Origin of the sequence: Rhizorhapis suberifaciens, assembly GCF_014200045.1 — a bacterium.
GTDB classification, from domain to species: Bacteria; Pseudomonadota; Alphaproteobacteria; order Sphingomonadales; family Sphingomonadaceae; genus Rhizorhapis; species Rhizorhapis suberifaciens.
In genome coordinates, this window is the sequence record NZ_JACHOV010000004.1 from 165,256 (window position 1) to 185,833 (window position 20,578).

Sequence of the window (20,578 nt, forward strand, 5' to 3'; positions counted from 1 at the left end):
ATTCAGAACAATGCATTGGAGGGGGGACTGGTGCCGTCCAGCCCAAAGCGGCGAAGTCCGTGCGCAACACGACCAATAGGGAACGAGTCTCCACTTCGCTATTGCCGCGACGGCGAACATGAACAGATTGAATAAGCATCCCTGCGTCGCAATGATTATTTGGGTCGGCGGCCTTTTGGGGGTCCTTTGCGCATGGGCTGCGCCTGGTGTCGTGGCGGGGCGGGACGCCGGTCCGCATTGGACACATTTCGCCGTTGACGTGCAAGCTCGCGCGGACCGCCCTCTGATCGCTCGATCAGAATGCCGCTTTCGTCCTCGCCGTTCGGATTGGCGGTGCGAACCAAGGCGTTGGCGAACTTGTCGGCGATAGCCCGGGGCACCTCAAAATGCGTTTCGTTCGCAGAGATCCGGATAGCGCCTACCTCGTTCTTGGTGATATGCCCACGACGGCACAAAAGCGGCAGGATCCATCTCGCATCGGCATTTTGCCGCCTGCCGACATCCATGCGGAACCAGACGGTATTTTCAAACCCGGTGCGGTGACGTTCCTTTTGCGCGGCCCGCTGTGCCTCCGGTGAACCGTCGATCAGATCTTCAGGCTGCGGCATGGCGGCGCGATGAGAACGAACAAGAGCAGCCGCAATGTCTTCCGGGCTGCGCTCCGCAAGCAAGCGCGCCGCCAGTGCGCGGTCTTCTTCATCAACCTCCACCGGCTGAAGCAGGGCGGATATCAGGCGCTCGCGATCTTGCCTGCGTATTGCTTCGGGCGTAGGCGTCTCGACCCATTCCGCATTGATGCGCGCGCCTCGCAACATGGATTCGACCCGGCGCCGGCGAGGATAGGGCACGATGAGGACGGCTGTACCCTTTTTGCCGGCGCGGCCGGTTCGGCCCGAGCGGTGCTGCAATGTTTCAGCGTCGCGTGGTATTTCGACATGTACGACCAGGCTGAGCGTCGGCAGGTCAATGCCGCGCGCCGCCACGTCGGTCGCTACGCAGACCCGTGCCCGCCGGTCACGGAGCGCTTGGAGCGCCTGATTGCGTTCGTTCTGGCTGTGCTCTCCCGACAAAGCCACCGCAGCGAATCCACGTTCCTGCAAAGTGGCGTGCAGACGGCGAACATTGTCTCGCGTGGCGCAGAACAGCATGGCTGTTTCCGCCTCGTGAAAGCGCAACAGATTGACCACCGCCTGCTCTATCTCCGCTGGAGAGACGGTGACGGCCTGATAGGCAATGTCGCCATGACCCCGTTGCTCGCCAACGGTGGAGATGCGCAACGCGTTACGCTGATAGCGCTTGGCCAGTGCGACGATAGGCTGGGGCATGGTCGCGGAGAACAGCAGCGTGCGGCGCTCATTCGGCGTCGCGTCGAGAATTTCTTCCAGATCCTCGCGAAAACCCATGTCCAGCATCTCGTCCGCCTCGTCGAGAACGGCGACCTTGAGTTCCGATAGGTCCAGCGCACCGCGTTCGAGATGATCGCGCAGGCGGCCGGGAGTGCCGACGACGATGTGCGCGCCCTGTGCCAACGCCCGCCGCTCCTTCGAAGCGTCCATGCCTCCAACGCAGGTGGCGATTTGGGCGCCCGCCTTATTGTATAACCAAATCAACTCGCGGCTGACCTGCAGGGCCAGCTCACGCGTCGGGGCGATAACGAGCGCCAACGGCGTACGCAGATAGGGCATCCGCTCCTTCCCGACCAGGAGGTCGTTCGCCATGGCAAGGCCGAAGGCGACGGTCTTGCCGGAACCGGTCTGGGCCGACACAATCAAATCGCGGCCATGAGCCTCCGTCTCCAGCACGGCAGTTTGCACGGGCGTCAGCGCGGTATAGGCGCGCGCGGTCAGGGCCTCCGAAAGGAGCGGGGGAAGGTCAGAAAAGTCCATAGGTTCCAAAAAACTGCTGCGCCGCCGAAGCGGCTGGAAAAGAAAAAGGACGCCCGAACATTCGCGGCGGCTCTCGGCGCTGGCTCAAACCTACTCGAAACCGACGCCTCGGCGACCGCATACAGCGCTCGAACGCATTTGGCTTCCATTATTTTCGACATGATCCGGCAACCGGTCGCACAGATGGGATCTGCGCCCATCACGGGAGTGTACGACCTGTTCCGGTACGAAACCTCCTCAGGCAGGTTGCTAAGCCGCCTTCCGCCGCTCCCCTGCCGCATCCCGCAGCATCTGGGCCATCAACCGGAATTCCTTCTCCCGAGGGCTGTTCTTTCGCCAAACCAGCGCGACATCGCGATAGGCATGTTCCGACTTCAACGGTCGCGCGGCAATGTCAGTGTTGGTCAGAATACCGTTGCGGATGGCCATTTCGGGGAGCATCGTCACGCCCAACCCATTATCCACCATCTGCACCAGCGTGTGCAGCGAGGTCCCCATCATCGTGGCTTCCGCGCGCAAATCCGGACGATTGCAGGCGGCGAGTGCATGATCCTTCAGGCAATGCCCGTCCTCCAGCAAAAGGAGGCGCGTTTCGTCGATGGACTCGGGCGTGACAAATGGCGGTGGATTGTGGGGGTCATCCTTGGGAAAGGCAACGAACAGAGGGTCCTGGAACAGCAACTCACTATCGACGTCACCGCAGGGAAAAGGCAGCGCAAGCAGCACGCAGTCGACATTCCCATGCCGCAGCGACTCAATGGCGGCCTGGCTCGTTTCCTCACGAAGATAGAGCCTGAGTTCAGGCTTTTCCTTGCGGACCTTGGGCAGCAGCTGTGGCAGCAGGAATGGCGCAATGGTTGGAATGACGCTCATGCGCAATTCGCCAGCTAGCGGCTTCCCTGCCGCCTGCGCCATTTCGGCCAGTTCTTCCGCCTCGCGCAAAATTCTGTGCGCTTTTTCGACGATGCGGTCGCCAAAAGACGTGAATCGAACCACCCGGCGTGTCCGTTCGACCAAAGTGATGCCGATCAGCGATTCGAGCTCCCTGATGCCTGCCGACAAGGTCGACTGGGTTACGAAGCAGGCGTCGGCAGCCCTGCCGAAGTGACCGTGTTCCTTCAGCGCGACAAGGTATTGCAATTGTTTCAGGGTCGGCATGTAGCTCGACATTCATCGCCCTCCTCGATTGTAGAGCGTCATGTAATCGCTTTTCCCACTAAAACCAAGCTGGTCTGCGCGAATTGATGGCGTTTCACTCGCGGTGAAAAAACGGCCGCATCTGGAAAAATGGCGCGGGTTAGACTACCTTGGACCGATACTCAGGTTTTAGGGAGCGCCTATGTTGCGCAATCTTGTGGTCTATTTGGACTCGGTCATGTCGCGTGACCCTGCCCCCCGCTCCCGCTGGGAGATTCTGCTGTATCCGGGCGTATGGGCGCTGGGTCTGCACCGCATCGCCCATGCCCTGTTCCTTGCCCGCCTCTATTTTCTCGCCCGCGCGGTCAATCACTTTTCACGCTTCCTGACCGCAATCGATATTCATCCCGGCGCAAGGATCGGTCGGAGATTCTTCATCGATCACGGCTTTACCGTCATTGGCGAAACCGCCGAGATCGGTGACGATGTCACCATTTATCAATGCGTGACATTAGGCGGAACCGACCCTGCAAACGGCATTGCCGGAAAGCGGCATCCCACCATTTCCGATGGGGCGATCATTGGGTCGGGCGCTCAGGTGCTTGGGCCGATCATCGTTGGACCTCGCGCGCGCGTCGGCGCCAATGCCGTGGTCACCAAGGACGTACCGGAAGGCGCTGTCATGGTCGGCATTCCGGCGCGGCAGACGCTGGTGGACGCGCAGGAATATCAACGTCACTTCGTCCCTTACGGCACTCCTTGTTCAGACATGTTCGATCCCGCCACGCAGAAGCTGGAGCTGATGCAGTGCGAACTTGAGCAGATGCGTAAGCGGATTGCCGAGTTGATGGAGGAACGCGACGAACGTACACGACATAAAAGCCTGCCGGAGCGTGACAGCGCCTGATGTATAATGTGACCCCCTTTCCATCGCCGCAGGGGGGGCTGCAAATCGGTTTCGAGCGCTTCGAGTTAATGCGGATCATGGACCTTTATGGGCGTATGGTGGCTGCGGGCCATTGGCGCGACTATGCCATCGACCTTGGCCGAGAGGCGGCGATTTTCTCTGCCTTTCGCAGGGCAACGGAACGGCCGGAATATCGGATCGAAAAGCATCCGGCGCTCCGCCATCGTCAGGGCATGTGGAGCTTGATTGGCGAAGCGGGGGCCGTGCTGAAACGCGGACATGAGCTGGTCAACGTCCTCGCTCCGGTGGAACGACGGTTGCTGAAGCTCGTCGGCGAATAAGACATTCCCTCCTGAACCCGGCGTTACTGCCGGCGGCAGGAATCAACCCAGCAAATCGAGGGCGAAGGCCCGGATGTGATCGCGCATGTCATCCCGGTCGAGGGCAAGGGCAAAATTCGCCTCTATATAGCCGGTCTTCGAACCGCAGTCGAAGCGGCGGCCTTCGAAGGTCACTCCATGGAAGGACTGTTTCCCGATCATCGCCGCCATGGCATCGGTCAACTGAATCTCTCCTCCCGCTCCCTTTTCCTGGCCTTCCAGCATCTCCATCACCTCCGGCTGCAATATATAGCGGCCTGCGACAATGAGATTGGAAGGGGCCGTGCCGGGAGCGGGCTTTTCCACCAACCCCTTGACCTCGGTAAGGGCTCCGTCGACCGCTCCGGGATCAAGCACGCCATAGCTTGAGGTCTGATCCGCTGGTACTTCCAAAGCGCAGATGAGATTCCCGCCCACCTTTTCATAGGCGTCGACCATCTGCTTCATGCATCCCGGCCGGCCGACCATGAACTCGTCTGGAAGAAAGACTGCGAAGGGTTCATCTCCCACAATGTCGCGAGCGCACCAAACGGCATGACCGAGCCCAAGCGGCTCCTGCTGGCGAACAAAGGCCGCGTTGCCAGGCATCAGCCGGGTTGGCTTCAGGACCGACAGATCCTTGCCCCGCACCGACATGGTGTGTTCAAGCTCATAGGCGATATCGAAATGGTCTTCGATGACGCCCTTGCCCCGGCCGGTGACGAAGATCATCTGTTCGATGCCAGCTTCAAGCGCCTCATCGACGGCATATTGGATGAGTGGGCGATCCACGACCGGCAGCATTTCCTTTGGCACCACCTTGGTGGCCGGGAGAAAGCGAGTGCCAAGGCCAGCCACTGGAAACACGGCCTTGCGGATCTTCTTGAGAGTCATCGATATTCCTTCTGCTGTAAACTGCCGAAGATGAAGCAGCCATCGCCGCTCCCCCTATTCCGGTCAAGCCAAGAAGCTGCCATTATCCCGCAGGATTGGCCGCGCTATCCGAAATAGCGTTTTATTAAGCTAAAGCGCCAGCAAACGTTCCCTGCAGGCGTCAAGCCGCGAAACTTCGCCAATCAGTTCATCAAGGCTGATGCTGATGACATTGTTCTTCGCATCGCGGCACAGGAACGGGTGATCTTCCAAATGACCATTGTCAGCCGGGCCCTGAAAGCCCTGCACCACCAATGTGCGGAACTTGTCAATCTGCTGGATCGTGCGTTCGACTTCAGCGATTTCCACCAACTGAACATTGTCGCGGCGGCATCGCATCGACACAATCGCACGCAGTTCGGATAGCATTTTGGCCATTGTGGGCTTGGTGCGACTGGTGGCGGACCGGACCTCCCCCGCCGCACGGCGCAACTGCCCAATCTTCTGTTCCAGCTGGACCTCCAGCATTCCCCAGGCGACGATCAATCGGCCAATCCCGCACAGCAAGGGGTCGTGCGCTTCACCCTCCACGGCTGGATATTGCTTCGCGAACCGTTTTGCCATGTTGTTCATGATGCCTCTTCCGTCTTCATCCTCGCGGGGGCCGACGGCGGAATAATCGTTAAAGTCCAACATGGTGGTGCGATCTCCGAATGGCCCGGTTACTACTTATGTCCACGACCATTAGAATGAGCATCCTCCGCCTGCACCCCCGCTGCTCGCGCGACAGGCACAAGCTGCCGAAAACTGTGCCTAAAACGCGACCGATGGGGGCGGATCCGCTTTTAGAAGTCGATCGCTATTCCCTTGCGTTCCCAGTCCCCATATCGGGTGGGATCAGATGGGTCCTTCGCATTAGCCTTCCCATCATCAATTGGGTCCGGTTCGGGGACAGGAGGGCTTTTTGACAGATGAGCCGGCGGTTTTACATGATCGGGGCGCTTGCCCATGCTAAATCCTTTCCACGTTGAAGCAGGACAGCACTCGTCCCACATTCAGCACCATGCCTCGTACATCAGGCTGAAGAGGAGTTTTGGCAAGTGAATGGATTGAAGACGGTCATGTTGCTCGCGGCGCTGACGGCGCTGTTCATGGCTCTTGGATACACCCTGGGTGGACCAAGCGGTGCGGTAGTCGCTCTGGTGGCTGCGGCGGGCATGAATCTCTTTACCTTCTGGAATGCCGACAAGATCGTGCTCAAAATGCATCATGCACGACAAGTGGACGAAAAGTCGGCGCCCGAATTCTATAGCCTGGTTCAGCATCTCGCCAACCGTGCAAGTTTGCCGACGCCAAAGGTCTACATCATCGACAGCCCTCATCCCAATGCCTTTGCCACCGGCCGCAATCCTGAAAATGCCGCCGTGGCCGCCACCACCGGCCTGCTTTCGATGCTCAGCCCCGATGAGATTGCCGGCGTAATGGCGCATGAGCTTGGCCATGTGCGCAATCGCGATACTTTGATCATGACCATGGTGGCGACTATTGCAGGGGCCATTTCCATGCTGGCCAATTTCGGGCTTTTCTTCCGAAGTGGAGACGATCGCGGCCCGGGAATCGCCGGAATATTGGCGGTGATCGTTGCTCCCTTTGCGGCCATGATCGTTCAAATGGCGATCAGCCGCACACGGGAATATGGCGCCGACCGGGTGGGTAGCGAGATCAGCGGCAATCCGCGCGCGCTTGCTTCTGCACTGCGCAAGATCGCCGGTGGCGCCGCCCACATTCCCAATCCCGTTTCAGAACGCAATCCAGCGGCCGCGCAACTCTATATCGTGCCCACGCATGTCAGCCAGCTTTTCTCCACCCATCCGGCGACCGAAAGCCGCATCGCTGCGCTTGAGGAAATGGCGATGGCCATGGGTTCGGCACCTCTCATGGATGCTGTCCCTTCGCAGAAGCGTAAAGGCGCCCGTTCAGCGCTTGCTCCCGCTGGCAAACCGACGCCGCGCCGGACCAGCGCACTTGATCCACATCGGCGCAGTCAGTAGAAATTCGTTTCGTTAACGATATAGTCGACTTTGCACCTCCTGCTAAATCCCTTAGGGGGCGCTGATGTCCCGTTATCCTGCTCATCCTGAAGGCCTTCCCGCCCGGCGCGCCGCGCTGAAGCTGCTCGACGCCATTTTGCGCCGGGGCGAACCATTGGAGTTGGCGCTTCACGCCGCGACGCAAGGCTTGCCGCAGCGTGCGGACAAGGCCTTTGTCCATGCCATTACAGCCGAAGTGCTGCGGCGCATGCCGGATCTTGACGCTCTGATCGACAGCGTCACACGCCGGGTTCTCCCATCCGATTCAAAGGCCCGAACCGTATTGCGGATAGCGTTGGCGCAAGCGCTGATCTTGAAAACGCCCCCTCATGCAGCAATCGCCACTGCCCTGCCGCTGGTCGATGGCGGCCCGCGCAAGCTGGTCCACGGCGTGTTCGGCACATTGATGCGGAGCGAGGCGAACCTCCCGGAAAAACCGACACTTCTACCCGAAGTGGCGCAACGCTGGGCCGGTCAATGGGGCGACGAAGTCGTCCTGGCTGCAGAGGAGGCATTGGCAGCGCCCCCGGCCATCGACCTTAGCCTGAAGTGCGGTGAAGACACTGGCCGCTGGTGCGAACAGTTGGGCGGCGTCAGCCTGCTGCCGGGGCATATACGCCTTTCGGCGGCATCCGATGTGACCCAACTTCCCGGCTTTGCCGAAGGCGCATGGTGGGTGCAGGATCTTTCCGCTTCACTGCCCGCACGTCTCCTTGGCGAGGGTCAGGGTCGCCAGGTGCTTGATCTTTGCGCAGCGCCTGGTGGCAAGACAATGCAGCTCGCCTCTCACGGATGGAATGTCACGGCGGTGGACCAGTCCAAAAAGCGTCTGGAACGGCTGAACGAAAATCTGGCCCGGACAGCCCTTTCCGCACACATAATCCAGGGCGATCTGCGTCAATGGAGTCCAGCCGCGCCGGTCGATGCGATCCTGCTTGATGCGCCCTGCACCGCCACCGGTATTTTCCGCCGCCACCCCGACGTACTGCATCGCATCGGTCAGCGGCAGATCGAAGAATTGGCGGAATTGCAGGCTGATTTGCTGCAACGTGCCGCTGGATGGCTGAAATCCGGCGGTGTGCTGATCTATGCCACCTGTTCGCTGGAACGGGCGGAGGGGGAAGCGCAGGTTGAGCGGCTGCTGAATGAATCAGGGGAATTTTCGCTTGATGCAGTTCAGAAGGACCTGCTTCCCCGCGGCATCGATCCGGCCCCAGAGGGGTGGGTGCGGACGCTGCCCACCATGTTGTCGCAAGAAGGGCGTTTGGACGGATTTTTCATCGCGCGATTGCAAAGGAAATAGCATAGACGCTTGCGCTAAGATCGTCCTTTACCGCCAGGCACGCCACGTTACGGCAAATCCCCTCCCAAAAAATGAGCAGGCAGACCAAATCCGCCTCACAGCGGTTGCGAAGCTTACGCCCTGTGGCTAATGCCGATTGGCATGCATAATCCTATCAAGATCGCCCCCTCTATTCTTTCTGCCGACTTTGCCAAGTTGGGCGAAGAGATTCGCGCCATTGACGAGGCAGGCTGCGACTGGATCCATGTCGATGTAATGGATGGACATTTCGTGCCAAACATCACAATCGGACCGGCCGTCGTAAAGGCGCTTCGTCCCCACACGAAAAAGCCGTTCGACGTTCACCTGATGATTTCCCCGGTGGATGCTTATCTCGACGCTTTTGCGGCCGCCGGTGCGGACATCATCACGGTGCATCCTGAGGCAGGGCCGCATATTCACCGGACGGTGCAACATATCAAGTCGCTGGGGAAGCTGGCAGGCATCTCGCTGAATCCGGCCACACCAGCGAAAATGTTGGATTACCTAATAGAAGACATTGACCTTGTCCTCATCATGAGCGTCAATCCCGGTTTTGGTGGGCAGAGCTTCATTGAAAGCCAGCTTCGCAAAATCGAGGCGGTGCGCAAGATGATCGACAAGACCGGCAAGGATATCCGCCTGGAGGTGGATGGAGGCATGGACGCCAGCACCGCGCCCCGCGCGATTGCCGCGGGCGCCGACGTGCTGGTGGCGGGCACTGCCACCTTCAGGGGCGGCCCTGAAGCCTATGCCGCTAACATTGAGATATTGAGGGGCGGGTGAACGATCAGTCGCCACTTGACCTCGCCCAGGACGGGATCGAACAGGGCAAGAGGCTGATCCGGCTGTCCGACGACAAGGGCCTATCGCTCGCCGAGCGCATGGCCAATCATTTTTATCGCCTGACATGGCGCACGCCGCTGCATGCCATGCGGCTGAAGGGCAAATATCCCCTGAAATTGTTGGCGGTTCCCGATGACCCGCTTCCTGGGGACGCGCGTGCGGGCAAGGCGTTGCGGGCCGGCTATTTCCTGTTCCGGGGCATGAAGCAACCTATCGATTCGCTCGATGTCGCCGATATGACGTTGGCTCCATCCTTCGTCGATTACATCCACAGCTTTCGCTGGCTGCGCGATCTGGCCACCGTGTCGACGAGGGAGCAGGCGGCTCCCATTGCCGAAACGATTATGCGCAAATGGCTTGCCGCTCATTCCGAAAAGCCGAGCGAACCGGCTTGGCGAGCCGATAGCGCTGGCTGGCGGCTGCTCTTCTGGACCGCGCATGCGCCGCTGATCCTGTCGAGCACGGACCTTGTCTATCGCTCCCTCGTCCTGAATTGCATTGCGCGCACGGCGCGTCATCTGGACCGCAGCGCCGACAAGGCGCAGGCGGGTCTGCCCCGTCTTGTTGCATGGGGCGGCATTGTCACGGCGTCACTGCTGATTCCCGGCGGCGGACCGCGCCGCATTTTCGGTGAAGCCGGGCTGGAACGGGCGATTGGCAGCGCTTTTCATCCCGATGGCGGCGCGGTTTCACGGTCGCCTGCCGCACAGCTTGAAGGCGTCATGCTGCTGGCCATGCTGAAGTCGGTATATGATGTGCGGCGGGAGGCCGTGCCTGATTTCCTGCAGATCGGAATGAGTCGGGCGGTGGCGGCTCTGCTCGGCATAACGCATGGCGATGGCGGCCTTGGAAGCTGGCAGGGCAGTGCCGCCACGGCCGATACCCTGGTGGAAGCGGTTGTCGCGGCTACGGGAATTCGGACCCGTCCGTTACGGCAGGCGCGGGACTGGGGCTATCAGCGGCTTTCGGCGGGACAGACGGTGCTGCTCGTCGACGCCGCTCCGCCCCCAGTATCTCATTTGGCGGTTGCGGGCTGCGCCTCAACCAATGCCATGGAAATCAGCGACGGTCCTTACCGGCTGGTGGTCAATTGCGGCGGCGCGGCGCTGGCCGGAGCCAATATTCCCGAGGATCTGGCGCAGGGTTTGCGCACGACCGCCGCGCATAGCACGCTGGTTCTCGACGATCGCAATAGCACGGCCATCCTCAATGACGGAACGCTCGGCCGGGGCGTAACCGAAGTCGAACTGGAGCGTCAGGAACTGGAACAAGGCAGCCGGCTGGAGATCAGCCATGACGGCTATGTCCGCCGTCTGGGCTTCATTCATCGGCGTCTACTGCTCATGGGAACCGACGGCCGGGAAGTCCGTGGCGAGGATATGCTGCTCCCCTCCGGACGGCGCAAGCAGAGTGCCACGGCCTTTGCGGTCCGCTTCCACCTCGCTCCGGACGTTGAGCCTACGCTGACAGCGGACAAGCAGGGGGCGCTGCTGCGCATCCAGATGGGGCCGCTCTGGCAGTTCCGCAGCGGTGGCGGCGCCCTTGCCATAGAAGACAGCCTTTGGGTAGACGGCGAGGGCCGGCCGCACCCGGCAAAACAACTGGTCGTGACCGGAGAAACGGCGGCGGGCGGCGCGAGCATTGGCTGGCTGCTCAAAAGGGTCGGATAAAGGAAAAAAAATGAGCGAAGTGAAAATCGGACGGGCGCTGCTGTCAGTGTCCGACAAGAGCGGACTTGTTGACTTGGGCAAGGCCCTGGCGCGCCATGGTGTGGAACTGGTATCCACCGGCGGCACCGCAAAATCGTTGCGTGAAGCTGGCTTGCAGGTAAAGGACATTTCCGACCTTACCGGTTTTCCCGAAATGATGGACGGGCGGGTCAAAACGCTCCATCCGAAGGTGCATGGCGGTCTGCTCGCCGTCCGCAACAATCCCGATCACATGGCTTCGATGCAGGAACATGAAATCGGCGCCATCGATCTGGTGGTGGTCAATCTCTATCCCTTCGCGCAGACCGTGGCGCGGGACGCGGATCGGGATGAGATCATCGAGAATATCGACATTGGCGGCCCGTCGATGGTTCGCTCAGCCGCCAAGAACCATGAAAGCGTCGCCATTGTCACCGATCCCGCCGATTATGCGCAGCTGATTGCGGAGATGGACGAGAAGAGCGGCGGCACCAGCTATGACTTCCGGCGAATGCTGGCGGCAAAAGCTTATGCGGCCACCGCCGCCTATGACAGCATGATCGCCAACTGGTTCGCCCATGTGGATCAGGGACAGAAATTTCCGCCGGTCCGCGCGATGGCCAGCCGTTTGGCCATGCGGCTGCGCTATGGCGAAAACCCGCATCAGGAAGCGGCGCTCTATCTCCCAATAGGTCCGGCTGCACGAGGCGTTGCCCAGGCGCAGCAGGTTCAAGGCAAGGAGCTGTCCTATAATAATCTGAATGACGCCGATGCCGCGCTCGAACTGGTAAGCGAGTTCAGGGACGGACCGCCCACCGTGGTCATCGTCAAGCACGCCAATCCTTGCGGCGTTGCTACCGCCGACAATTTGATCGACGCCTATCACCAGGCGCTGGCCTGTGACAGTGTGTCGGCCTTTGGCGGCATCATTGCCGTGAATCGCCCGCTGGACGCTCAGACGGCGGAAGCCATCAGCGACATCTTTACAGAAGTCGTTGCAGCGCCCGATGCCGACGAAGGCGCGCGGGCCATATTCGCAAAGAAAAAGAACCTTCGCTTGCTGCTGACCGGCGATTTGCCCGACCCGGCCCGCAAAGGCCAACAGGTCAGGGTGATCGCCGGCGGCGTATTGCTGCAGGATCGGGACAATGGGCGTGTGACGAGCGATCAGCTGAAGGTCGTCACCAAGCGCGCACCTACTGAGCAGGAATTGAAGGACTGCCTTTTCGCCTGGACGGTGGCCAAGCATGTGAAGTCCAACGCCATCGTCTATGCCAGGGATGGAGTGACCGCCGGTATTGGCGCTGGCCAGATGAACCGCCGCGACAGCGCCCGCATCGCCGCCGCCAAGGCGCAGGAAGCGGCCGAAACGAACAATTGGGCTGAAGCGCGCACCATCGGGTCAGCCGTCGCGTCGGACGCCTTCTTCCCGTTCCGCGATGGCCTGTTGGCTGCGGTCGAAGCCGGGGCGACGGCGGTGATCCAGCCCGGCGGCTCGATCCGCGACGACGATGTCATTGCCGCTGCCGATGAGGCGGGACTGGCGATGGTCTTTACGGGAATGCGGCATTTCCGCCATTGATGCTGCTTGGGGCCCAGCTTGTGTGGGGATGACGCAGGAAGAAGCCAGCCTGACGATCACTAAAGTTTCTACTCCGCCTTCCCCGTTGTGCCCTGACGCACAGCATTATACTCTTATGTCGCGCGATTCGGGGTCGACGCATTCATGTCCTGGGGGCATGGGGGATTTCTGATCGAGGACGGTTTGCCTGGCTAAAATCGTTCGCCCCAAGCGCGTGGCAGCGCCAGGGACGAACGATTTGGTTCCGCGCAAGGCCCCATAACGGCTCGGCTGCCATTTGCTTAAATGACAGTTAACCAATCCTTAGAGGATTTCCTTCACTCCCTTCAGACAGGTAGATTGTGTTGGGAGTTCCCGAATGACGCGTCCGGACCAGGCCGTGGATGTGGCGATTATCGGCGCGGGCCCCGCAGGGCTGACGGCCGCCTATCTACTCACCAAAAAGGGCTATAGCGTCACCGTCCTGGAGAAGGACCCGGTTTATGTTGGCGGGATCAGCCGTACCGTCAAATATAAGGGCTTCCGCTTCGACATTGGCGGCCACCGGTTCTTTTCCAAATCCAAGGAAGTGGTCGATCTCTGGAATGAGATTCTACCCGACGATTTCATTCAGCGCCCGCGCATGAGCCGCATCTATTACGAAGGCAAGTTCTACAGCTATCCCCTGCGTGCGTTTGAGGCCTTAGCGAATCTGGGCATCATCCGTTCCGGCCTGTGCATGCTGAGCTATCTGCGCTGGAAAATGAATCCCAAAAAGGACGTGCGCAGCTTTGAAGACTGGGTAGTGAACCAGTTCGGGCACAAGCTCTATTCCATCTTCTTCAAGACCTACACCGAAAAAGTCTGGGGCATGCCGTGCGACGAAATGTCGGCCGACTGGGCGGCGCAGCGGATCAAGGGGCTGAGCCTGGGCGCGGCGGTGCTGGACGGTGTCAAACGGTCACTTGGCCTGAACAAGCGGCCCAATGACGGCATGGCGACCAAGACCCTGCTGGAAACCTTCCGCTATCCCCGACAAGGTCCCGGCATGATGTGGGAAGCGGCGCGCGACTTTGTGACCAAGGGCGGGAACAATGTGCTGATGGGCCATGCCTTGAAGCAAATGAAGCACAATGCCCGGACCGGCCGCTGGCAGGTGCAGGCGACGGCGACCGACGGCAGCATCGTCACCATCAACGCAACCCATGTGATCAGCTCTGCCCCCATGCGCGAACTGGCCGGACGGATCGATCCGCTGCCTGCGACGATACCCCATGCGCTCAATCTGAAATATCGCGACTTTCTGACGGTGGCGCTGATGATCCGTTCCGATGACCTCTTCCCTGATAACTGGATCTATATCCACGACAGCAAGGTGAAAGTCGGACGCGTTCAGAATTTCCGCAGTTGGTCCCCCGAAATGGTGCCCGAGCCAGGGATTGCATGCGTCGGTCTTGAATATTTCTGCTTTGAAGGCGACGGCTTGTGGTCATCAAGCGACGCCGATCTTGTGGAGCTCGCCAAAAAGGAAATGGCGATCCTGGGCCTGTGCCGCCCAGAGGATGTGGTTGAGGGAGCGGTCGTGCGGCAGGAAAAGGCTTATCCAGTGTATGACGATGCCTATGCGGGCAATGTCCGGCAGATGCGAGAGGAACTGGAAGCCAGCTATCCAACGCTGCACATGGTCGGCCGCAACGGCATGCACCGCTATAATAATCAGGATCACGCCATGATGACCGCGATGCTGACGGTTCGCAATATCGAAGCCGGCGAGCGCATCTACGACATCTGGGGCGTTAATGAGGACGCCGAATATCATGAGGCGGGCGATGAAGGACAACGCGCCGCCCTGGCTTCCGAGCGACTCGTTCCGAGCCGTGTCGAAAAGGCGGCCTGACCCATGGTAACGGCGGTTCTCTCGCTCCTGCGCAACGTCACTTATTTACGCTATATCTTGTCGAGCGCGGGTGCCCTGGCCGTGGACATGAGCGTCTTCATGGCGCTTTTCCATTTGGGCCTGTATCCGGCAGCCGCCTCCGCCCTTGGCTATATCGGAGGGATAGCGGCGCATTGGCTGCTCTCCAGCCGCGCAGTTTTCACTGAAACCGTCGCGGCCGATGGACGGCAGCGGGACCGGCAAAAAGCGCTGTTCCTTGGCTCTGCCCTGGCCGGCCTCGCCATCACGACCTCGATCGTCTGGACGGGCGACATGATGGGTATGGATCCGCGCCTTGCCAAGCTGGCCGCCATCGCCATCAGCTTTCAGGCGACATATCTTATGCGCAAGAAAGTCGTGTTCGCCGGATGATCCCCGACAGCAAAGTGACGCCATGGCTTCGGCCCGTCACCCTCCTGATCTGGCTTGCCTGCTCGACCATATTGCTATGGACCTATCGCGGACAAATTGCCGAACTGGGCTTTCGAGATCCTGACGACGCCCTGCGGCTTGTCCAGGTTCGCGACTGGATGGCCGGACAAAGCTGGTTCGATGTCACCCAATATCGCATCAATCCGCCGGGAGGCGGCCCGATGCATTGGTCTCGCCTGATCGACGTTCCTATCGCAGCGCTGTTGTGGATCGCCACGCCCTTGCTGGGAACCGCCACCACCGAAAAGGCCGTGCTCGCGATTTACCCGCTATTGGTGCTGGGCTTTGCATTTTTTCTGATTGGCAGCTTGCTCAGGCGCATCGCCGGTCCGTTAGTGGCAATCATCGCCGTACTGCTGCTGGCTGTAACCTTCCCGGTGCTGATCCAATTCATGCCGATGCGGATCGACCATCATGGCTGGCAAATCGCCATGGCGACGCTGGCTCTATATGCCAGCCAACTGCCTTCGCAGCATAAGGGCGGCATCATCAGCGGCATGGCCGTGGCACTCTGGCTAAACATATCCAGCGAGGCGCTGCCCTATGCCGTGCTGTTCGGCGCATTATATGGCCTTAAATATGTACTCTGGGCTGATCAGTTGGACCGGCTTGCCGCCTATCTGATGACATTGTCATTCGGCTCGGCCGGATTGATGTTGGCTACCCATGGCTGGGCCGAATCGATGGTGATCTATTGCGATGCGATGTCACCGGCCTATGTCGTGCCGCTGTTGATGGCGACATTGGTGTTCGTCGGCCTCAAAGCCGTCATTCCAGATGACAAGGCAATCAATCGTGTCGCCATCACTGCCTTGGCGGGCGCAGCGGCGCTGGTTCCACTCTTCATTCTGGGTCGGCAATGCCTCGCGGGGCCATTCGAAACGCTCGACCCGTTCGTTTACCGCTACTGGTATTTGAAGATTAACGAAGGTCTGCCCTTGTGGCGTCAAAGCCCTGAAACCTTCGCGCTTAGTCTGACCGGTCCTGTTCTTGGTTTTGTCGGCTATCTGCTTGCCATCCGGTCGCGGCGGCGCGCGGGCGGTTTTGGACCTTGGCTGGAACTGCTTTTCCTGGCCACAGGAGCCGTGGCAGTTGCCATTCTGGTTCTGCGCGCCATGGCGGTGGCGAATATCTTCATGCTGCCCGGAAACGCCTGGCTGCTCTATATGGCATTGCGCAAGGCGCGGGCGATCGGGCGGGCTGCTCCCAGGATCGTTGCTACCGTAGCCGCTTTTACCCTGGTCCCCGCAATGCCGACGGCGTTGCTGGCGGATGTTCTTTCAAAGCCACAGGCGAAAAAGGAAGCAGAAAAAAAAGCTGAAGACACATGCCTTTCGCCAAAGTCGTTGCAGGGTCTCAACGCCCTGCCCGCATCGACCTTGTTCGCGCCGCTGGACATCGGGCCGATGCTGCTGGTTTACACGCACCACCGGGTGATCGCGACCAACCACCACCGCAATCAAGCCGCCATGGCCAAGGTGCTGAAGGCTTATATGAGCAAGGACGAACAGGCCCACGCCATTATCGCGAGGACGGGTGCTGATTATCTGGCCTACTGCCATGATCGGCCTGAGATTCAAAGCTATATGAAGGATGGTCCGGCCGGACTTGCGGCCCTGCTTGAGCGAGGAAAGCCGCCTGCCTGGTTAAGACCCGTTCCAATGCCGACTGGCGAAACCATCCACGTCTATCGGGTTGTCCGTTAGGGTCGAAACGCAATCGGCTTTTAAGCGAGGGGCCGGAACAGCATTGCCGCGCCGTTCATGCAGTATCGCTTGCCCGTCGGCCTTGGACCATCATCGAACACATGTCCCAGATGTCCGCCACAACGGCGGCAATGCACCTCGGTTCGGGGAAGGCCGATCAGATAGTCGGTGCTGGTGCGTACTGCGTTGGGCAACGGCTTCCAGAAGCTCGGCCAGCCGGTACCGCTGTCAAATTTGCTCCCCGAGGAGAAAAGCGGCAGCCGGCACCCCGCGCAGAGAAAGACGCCCTTGCGATGCTCCTCGTTTAGCGGACTGGAATATGGCCGCTCGGTTTGGGAACGCCGGAGGATAGCATATTGCTGGGCGGTCAGACGCTTCCTCCATTCCCCTTCGGAAAGGCTGAGTTCGAACCGCTCCTCGGCACCCGTCGGCAGTGGTACTCCGGCGAGCGTTCCAGCCGTGAGCAGGCCAGCCGACCCTATAAATGCCCGCCGTGATAGCTGCATGGCTTCGTCTCCGGTGCGTTGGTCCTGACTTAACCTGTTACAGCTGAACCTGCGATGCACGGCTGGTCAGCCGCTTCCAAAGACCGGCTTTCGCACCATCGCCCCTACCCGATTTCAGCACGTTGCGACGGAACAGTCGCACACCGATGCGAATGATGATCCCGATCCACATGATCTGCCAGCCGAGCGCCAAAAAGTGAGACCAAAGGTCCGGAAACTGGGCCGCGCGTGCAATCATGGTGAAGGGCGAACTCAGCGGAAAGACGGCCGCCGCAATCTCAGCGATGCTGCCGGGCCTGCTTGCCGCATAGGACGCAAGGAAGAACACCACTACCTGCCCCATGGTGACGGGCATGGAAAGCGTCTGCACCTCACGTACCGTGGAGGCCTGTGCGCCGATGCTGATGAACAGGGCCCCCAGCAACATATAGGCCATCGCAAAATAAAGGACGCCAAGCAGCAGGAAGATCGGCCAGCCCACAGCGGGAGGCGGGGGAGCCGAGGATAAACCAAATGTCGCCAAATAGAAGATGCCTGCGCCCCCACCCCAAATCGCTATGCCTACCAGCGACATGCCCAGCATTGCCATCAGCTTACCGATGAAGATGGCGTCCACCGGGACCGCAGCGGCCAAAATTTCTATGATTTTGTTGGTCTTTTCTTCCACCATATTCGACAGCACCATGCCGGCGAGCAGCATGGTGAGGAGGAACAGGAGGACCTGTGCCCCCCGGCCGATCAGCATCTGCGTCTGCTCGCGTGCGCCCCGGCTGCCCTCCACCACATGGTTCTGAAGTTTCGTCACCGGAAGCGCGTCGCCCGCGCGCGCCGTACTGACGAGCAGCGACAGGTCGCCTTCCAGCCTGCGGATTTCCGTCTCTCGCCCAGTAAGCACAGGCCGTTCCAGCGTGCCGGAGAGCACAGCAAGAACGCTGTTCTCCCGCCGCTGCAGCATGGCTTTCGGTTGTGTTCCCTGCGGCGCTTCCTTCAGGATCGGTTGGCCGAACGGCCCGAGTTGCTCCAGAAGCCTGGCATTGGCGCGATAAAGGGCCTGAACCTCCTGAGGGCTCATCAGCACCCCCACGGATGGGCGCTTGCCGACACCTGCCATGTCATCGCCCAATTGCCCCGCAATAAAGCCTATGACGACGGGGAAAAGCGGGCCCAGCAAAAAGAAGATGAAGGCCTTGGAAAAAATCACCGCCGTGAAATCCCGGCGCGCTATGATGAAGGCGGCGCGGAAAAGCTCCTTCATTCCGCCGCCTCCCGCGCGCCATCTGCTTCCATTTCCCGCGCGGCCGCCTCGCCCGCAATAGCCACAAAGGCGTCATGCAGGCCCGGCCGCTCAATCGCCAGCGCCTGAACGCCCGCATCATTTTCGACAAGCGCCTTCAGCAATGGCTCGACACCCCCCTCAGGCATGGTGAAGTGCCAGACATTGCCGTCGACATGCGTATCGGGCGGAAGAGCCGCGCGCCAAGCGCCGTCACTCCGCCGCGTCTCTAGCCGTACCTGCGGACGCAGCCGGTCCCGTGCGTCTGACACGCTGCCTTCGAAACGCACTTTTCCCTTGGCAATGATGGCGATCCGTTCGCAAAGGCGTTCGGCATGGGCAATGACATGCGTCGAAAAGATGATCGTAGCACCTTCCGCCGCCTTTCGCTTGATCAGCCGTTCCAGCTTGCCCTGATTGATCGCGTCGAGGCCCGAAAAGGGTTCGTCCAACACGATCAGGCGCGGCTCGTGCACGATCGCGCCCAATAGCTGAACCGTCTGCGCCATGCCCTTGGACAAGATGCGAACCAGCTTGTCAGCCGCATCGCCAAGCCCATGTTCCTCCATCAACAACCGCGCGCGCTTACGACCTTCGGCAAGGGGCAGGCCACGCAGCGCGCCCATGAAGGCAATCGCATCATAAGCCTTCATCGAGGGATAAAGGCCACGCTCCTCCGGCAGATAACCAACCTTACGGACCATCTTCAGCGGTCGTTTCTCGCCCAATAACGACCGCTCTCCGGCATCGGGATCGATGATGCCCAGCAGCATGCGAATAAGTGTAGTCTTGCCCGCGCCATTGGGGCCTAGTATGCCATAGATACTGCCCTGGGGCACGGCGATGTCGACCCCGTCCACAGCGCGGAAGGAGCCGAAATCCTTGACAAGCCCATGCGCTTCGACGGCATAGGGCGAATGCATGTGCCCTGTCATAAGGGCAGGATAGTCGCGGCAAATGACAAGACAAAGCAAAAATATCACGCAACGCATCAAGGCGCAGGCCGCCGCTCTAGGTTTCGCCGCCTGCGGCATTGCGCGCGCGGACGCCGCCCCCCGGACCAGCGAACGCCTGGTGCAATGGCTGGCGGAAGGTTGTCATGGGGATCTGATCTGGATGGAGGAGCGGGCCGCGCAACGCAGTTCGCCGCGGGGCCTTTGGCCGGAGGTGCGGTCGGTCATCATGTTGGGGATGAGCTATGCTCCGGCGCGCGATCCGCTTGCCCTGGCCGAGGCGCGGGGCATCGGCCGCATATCCGCCTATGCGCAGGGGCAGGATTATCATGATGTGTTAAAAAAGGCGCTGAAGGCCCTCGCCCGCTGGCTGGTCGATGAGGCGGGCGGCGAACTCAAGGTCTTTGTCGATACAGCGCCGGTGATGGAAAAGCCGCTCGCCGAAGCCGCGGGGCTGGGCTGGCAGGGCAAGCACAGCAATCTGGTAAGCCGCGAGCATGGCAGCTGGCTGTTCCTTGGAGCTATCTACACCACTTTGGAGCTACCGATGGACGCCCCCGTCAAGGATCGTTGCGGAAGTTGCGACGCATGCCAGCGCGCCTGCCCGACAGACGCGTTTCCCGCGCCTTACCGGGTGGATGCCCGGCGGTGCATTTCCTATCTCACCATCGAACATAAGGGACCGATCCCAGAGGAATTTCGCACCGCCATCGGCAATCGCATCTATGGTTGCGATGATTGTCTTGCTGTGTGTCCCTGGAACAAGTTCGCCAGCAGCGCCGCCGCCAACAAGGCGTTCTTTGCCCGCGCGGAGCTGACCGCGCCTGCTCTTGGCGACCTGCTCGATCTGGATGATCCAGGGTTCCGCACGGTCTTTTCCGGGTCTCCCATCAAGCGGATCGGCCGTGATCGCATGGTCCGCAATGCCGCCATCGCGGCAGGCAACAGTGGCGATCTTAAATTTGAGGCCCAACTGGAACGGCTTTCGACAGATGAAAGCGATATTGTTCGCGAAGCGGCGTTATGGGCACTGGATCAGATCCAGAAAAATGGCTGTTCTACCATCATTCGAAGTTGAAACTGCCGCCCGGCACGTCAATGATC

Annotated in this window: 19 protein-coding genes; 11 read left to right on the top strand and 8 right to left on the bottom strand. The window is 60.2% G+C overall.

From position 1 onward, the window contains the following. Positions 1 to 155 precede the first annotated feature (155 nt). Together HNQ99_RS06685 and HNQ99_RS06690 are read right to left on the bottom strand one after the other, a co-directional pair. Positions 156 to 1,886 carry a DEAD/DEAH box helicase gene (locus tag HNQ99_RS06685; protein ID WP_184474861.1) on the bottom strand — a complete coding sequence of 577 codons (1,731 nt, stop codon included), beginning with the start codon at positions 1,884 to 1,886 and terminating at the stop codon, positions 156 to 158. A gap of 249 nt (positions 1,887 to 2,135) precedes the next feature. After that, the gene (locus HNQ99_RS06690) at positions 2,136 to 3,056 is read right to left on the bottom strand and encodes a hydrogen peroxide-inducible genes activator (protein WP_184474862.1); all 921 of its coding nucleotides are present in this window, start codon (positions 3,054 to 3,056) and stop codon (positions 2,136 to 2,138) included. A gap of 169 nt (positions 3,057 to 3,225) precedes the next feature. On the opposite strand from HNQ99_RS06690, the gene epsC reads away from it, so the two are divergent. After that, positions 3,226 to 3,930, top strand: a complete 705-nt coding sequence (gene epsC / locus HNQ99_RS06695; protein WP_184474863.1) for a serine O-acetyltransferase EpsC — start codon at positions 3,226 to 3,228, stop codon at positions 3,928 to 3,930. Next, positions 3,930 to 4,271, top strand: coding sequence for a DUF2794 domain-containing protein (locus tag HNQ99_RS06700; RefSeq protein ID WP_184474864.1), 342 nt, complete (start codon positions 3,930 to 3,932; stop codon positions 4,269 to 4,271). The genes epsC and HNQ99_RS06700 overlap by 1 nt, the downstream gene beginning before the upstream one ends. Positions 4,272 to 4,313: 42 nt before the next feature. On the opposite strand, the gene galU is transcribed toward HNQ99_RS06700, so the two are convergent. From galU to HNQ99_RS06715, 3 genes are all read right to left on the bottom strand, one after another. Then, on the bottom strand, positions 4,314 to 5,183 hold the full coding sequence (galU, locus tag HNQ99_RS06705; RefSeq protein WP_184474865.1) for a UTP--glucose-1-phosphate uridylyltransferase GalU: 870 nt from the start codon (positions 5,181 to 5,183) through the stop codon (positions 4,314 to 4,316). A gap of 129 nt (positions 5,184 to 5,312) precedes the next feature. Continuing rightward, positions 5,313 to 5,858 (bottom strand): hypothetical protein, encoded by a 546-nt coding sequence (locus HNQ99_RS06710; RefSeq protein WP_246414676.1) that lies wholly within the window; start codon positions 5,856 to 5,858, stop codon positions 5,313 to 5,315. Positions 5,859 to 6,007: 149 nt separating this feature from the next. Next, a complete protein-coding gene (locus HNQ99_RS06715) occupies positions 6,008 to 6,172 on the bottom strand; it encodes a DUF1674 domain-containing protein (RefSeq protein ID WP_184474866.1) in 165 nt (54 codons plus the stop codon). Positions 6,173 to 6,262: 90 nt separating this feature from the next. On the opposite strand from HNQ99_RS06715, the gene htpX reads away from it, so the two are divergent. The 8 genes from htpX (at position 6,263) to HNQ99_RS06755 (ending at position 16,742) form a co-directional block, all read left to right on the top strand. Beyond that, positions 6,263 to 7,213, top strand: a complete 951-nt coding sequence (gene htpX, locus HNQ99_RS06720; RefSeq protein ID WP_184474867.1) for a zinc metalloprotease HtpX — start codon at positions 6,263 to 6,265, stop codon at positions 7,211 to 7,213. Between the two features lie 64 nt (positions 7,214 to 7,277). After that, on the top strand, positions 7,278 to 8,555 hold the full coding sequence (locus HNQ99_RS06725; protein WP_184474868.1) for an RsmB/NOP family class I SAM-dependent RNA methyltransferase: 1,278 nt from the start codon (positions 7,278 to 7,280) through the stop codon (positions 8,553 to 8,555). 141 nt (positions 8,556 to 8,696) lie between these two features. Then, positions 8,697 to 9,359 (top strand): ribulose-phosphate 3-epimerase, encoded by a 663-nt coding sequence (rpe, locus tag HNQ99_RS06730; protein WP_184474869.1) that lies wholly within the window; start codon positions 8,697 to 8,699, stop codon positions 9,357 to 9,359. Then, positions 9,356 to 11,089: a heparinase II/III family protein gene (locus HNQ99_RS06735; protein WP_322790333.1), complete on the top strand. Its 1,734-nt coding sequence runs from the start codon at positions 9,356 to 9,358 to the stop codon at positions 11,087 to 11,089. Before rpe ends, HNQ99_RS06735 begins: the two co-directional genes overlap by 4 nt. Positions 11,090 to 11,099: 10 nt before the next feature. Continuing rightward, positions 11,100 to 12,689: a bifunctional phosphoribosylaminoimidazolecarboxamide formyltransferase/IMP cyclohydrolase gene (purH, locus tag HNQ99_RS06740; protein ID WP_184474870.1), complete on the top strand. Its 1,590-nt coding sequence runs from the start codon at positions 11,100 to 11,102 to the stop codon at positions 12,687 to 12,689. 358 nt (positions 12,690 to 13,047) lie between these two features. Then, positions 13,048 to 14,565, top strand: a complete 1,518-nt coding sequence (locus HNQ99_RS06745; RefSeq protein WP_184474871.1) for an NAD(P)/FAD-dependent oxidoreductase — start codon at positions 13,048 to 13,050, stop codon at positions 14,563 to 14,565. Between the two features lie 3 nt (positions 14,566 to 14,568). After that, complete coding sequence (locus tag HNQ99_RS06750; RefSeq protein ID WP_184474872.1) at positions 14,569 to 14,976, top strand: GtrA family protein; 408 nt, start codon at positions 14,569 to 14,571, stop codon at positions 14,974 to 14,976. Beyond that, entirely contained in the window at positions 14,973 to 16,742 is a 1,770-nt protein-coding gene (locus HNQ99_RS06755; RefSeq protein ID WP_184474873.1) for a hypothetical protein, read from the top strand. The genes HNQ99_RS06750 and HNQ99_RS06755 overlap by 4 nt, the downstream gene beginning before the upstream one ends. Positions 16,743 to 16,762: 20 nt before the next feature. On the opposite strand, the gene msrB is transcribed toward HNQ99_RS06755, so the two are convergent. Genes msrB through HNQ99_RS06770 form a run of 3 tightly spaced genes read right to left on the bottom strand, consistent with a single transcriptional unit; the run spans position 16,763 to position 19,444 of the window. After that, positions 16,763 to 17,248, bottom strand: coding sequence for a peptide-methionine (R)-S-oxide reductase MsrB (gene msrB, locus HNQ99_RS06760; RefSeq protein ID WP_184474874.1), 486 nt, complete (start codon positions 17,246 to 17,248; stop codon positions 16,763 to 16,765). Between the two features lie 37 nt (positions 17,249 to 17,285). After that, positions 17,286 to 18,503 (bottom strand): ABC transporter permease, encoded by a 1,218-nt coding sequence (locus HNQ99_RS06765; protein ID WP_184474875.1) that lies wholly within the window; start codon positions 18,501 to 18,503, stop codon positions 17,286 to 17,288. Then, a complete protein-coding gene (locus tag HNQ99_RS06770) occupies positions 18,500 to 19,444 on the bottom strand; it encodes an ABC transporter ATP-binding protein (protein WP_184474876.1) in 945 nt (314 codons plus the stop codon). Before HNQ99_RS06770 ends, HNQ99_RS06765 begins: the two co-directional genes overlap by 4 nt. 34 nt (positions 19,445 to 19,478) lie before the next feature. Between HNQ99_RS06770 and queG the strand changes: the two genes are divergently transcribed. Next, positions 19,479 to 20,552 (top strand): tRNA epoxyqueuosine(34) reductase QueG, encoded by a 1,074-nt coding sequence (gene queG / locus HNQ99_RS06775; protein ID WP_184474877.1) that lies wholly within the window; start codon positions 19,479 to 19,481, stop codon positions 20,550 to 20,552. The last annotated feature ends 26 nt before the right edge of the window (positions 20,553 to 20,578 follow it).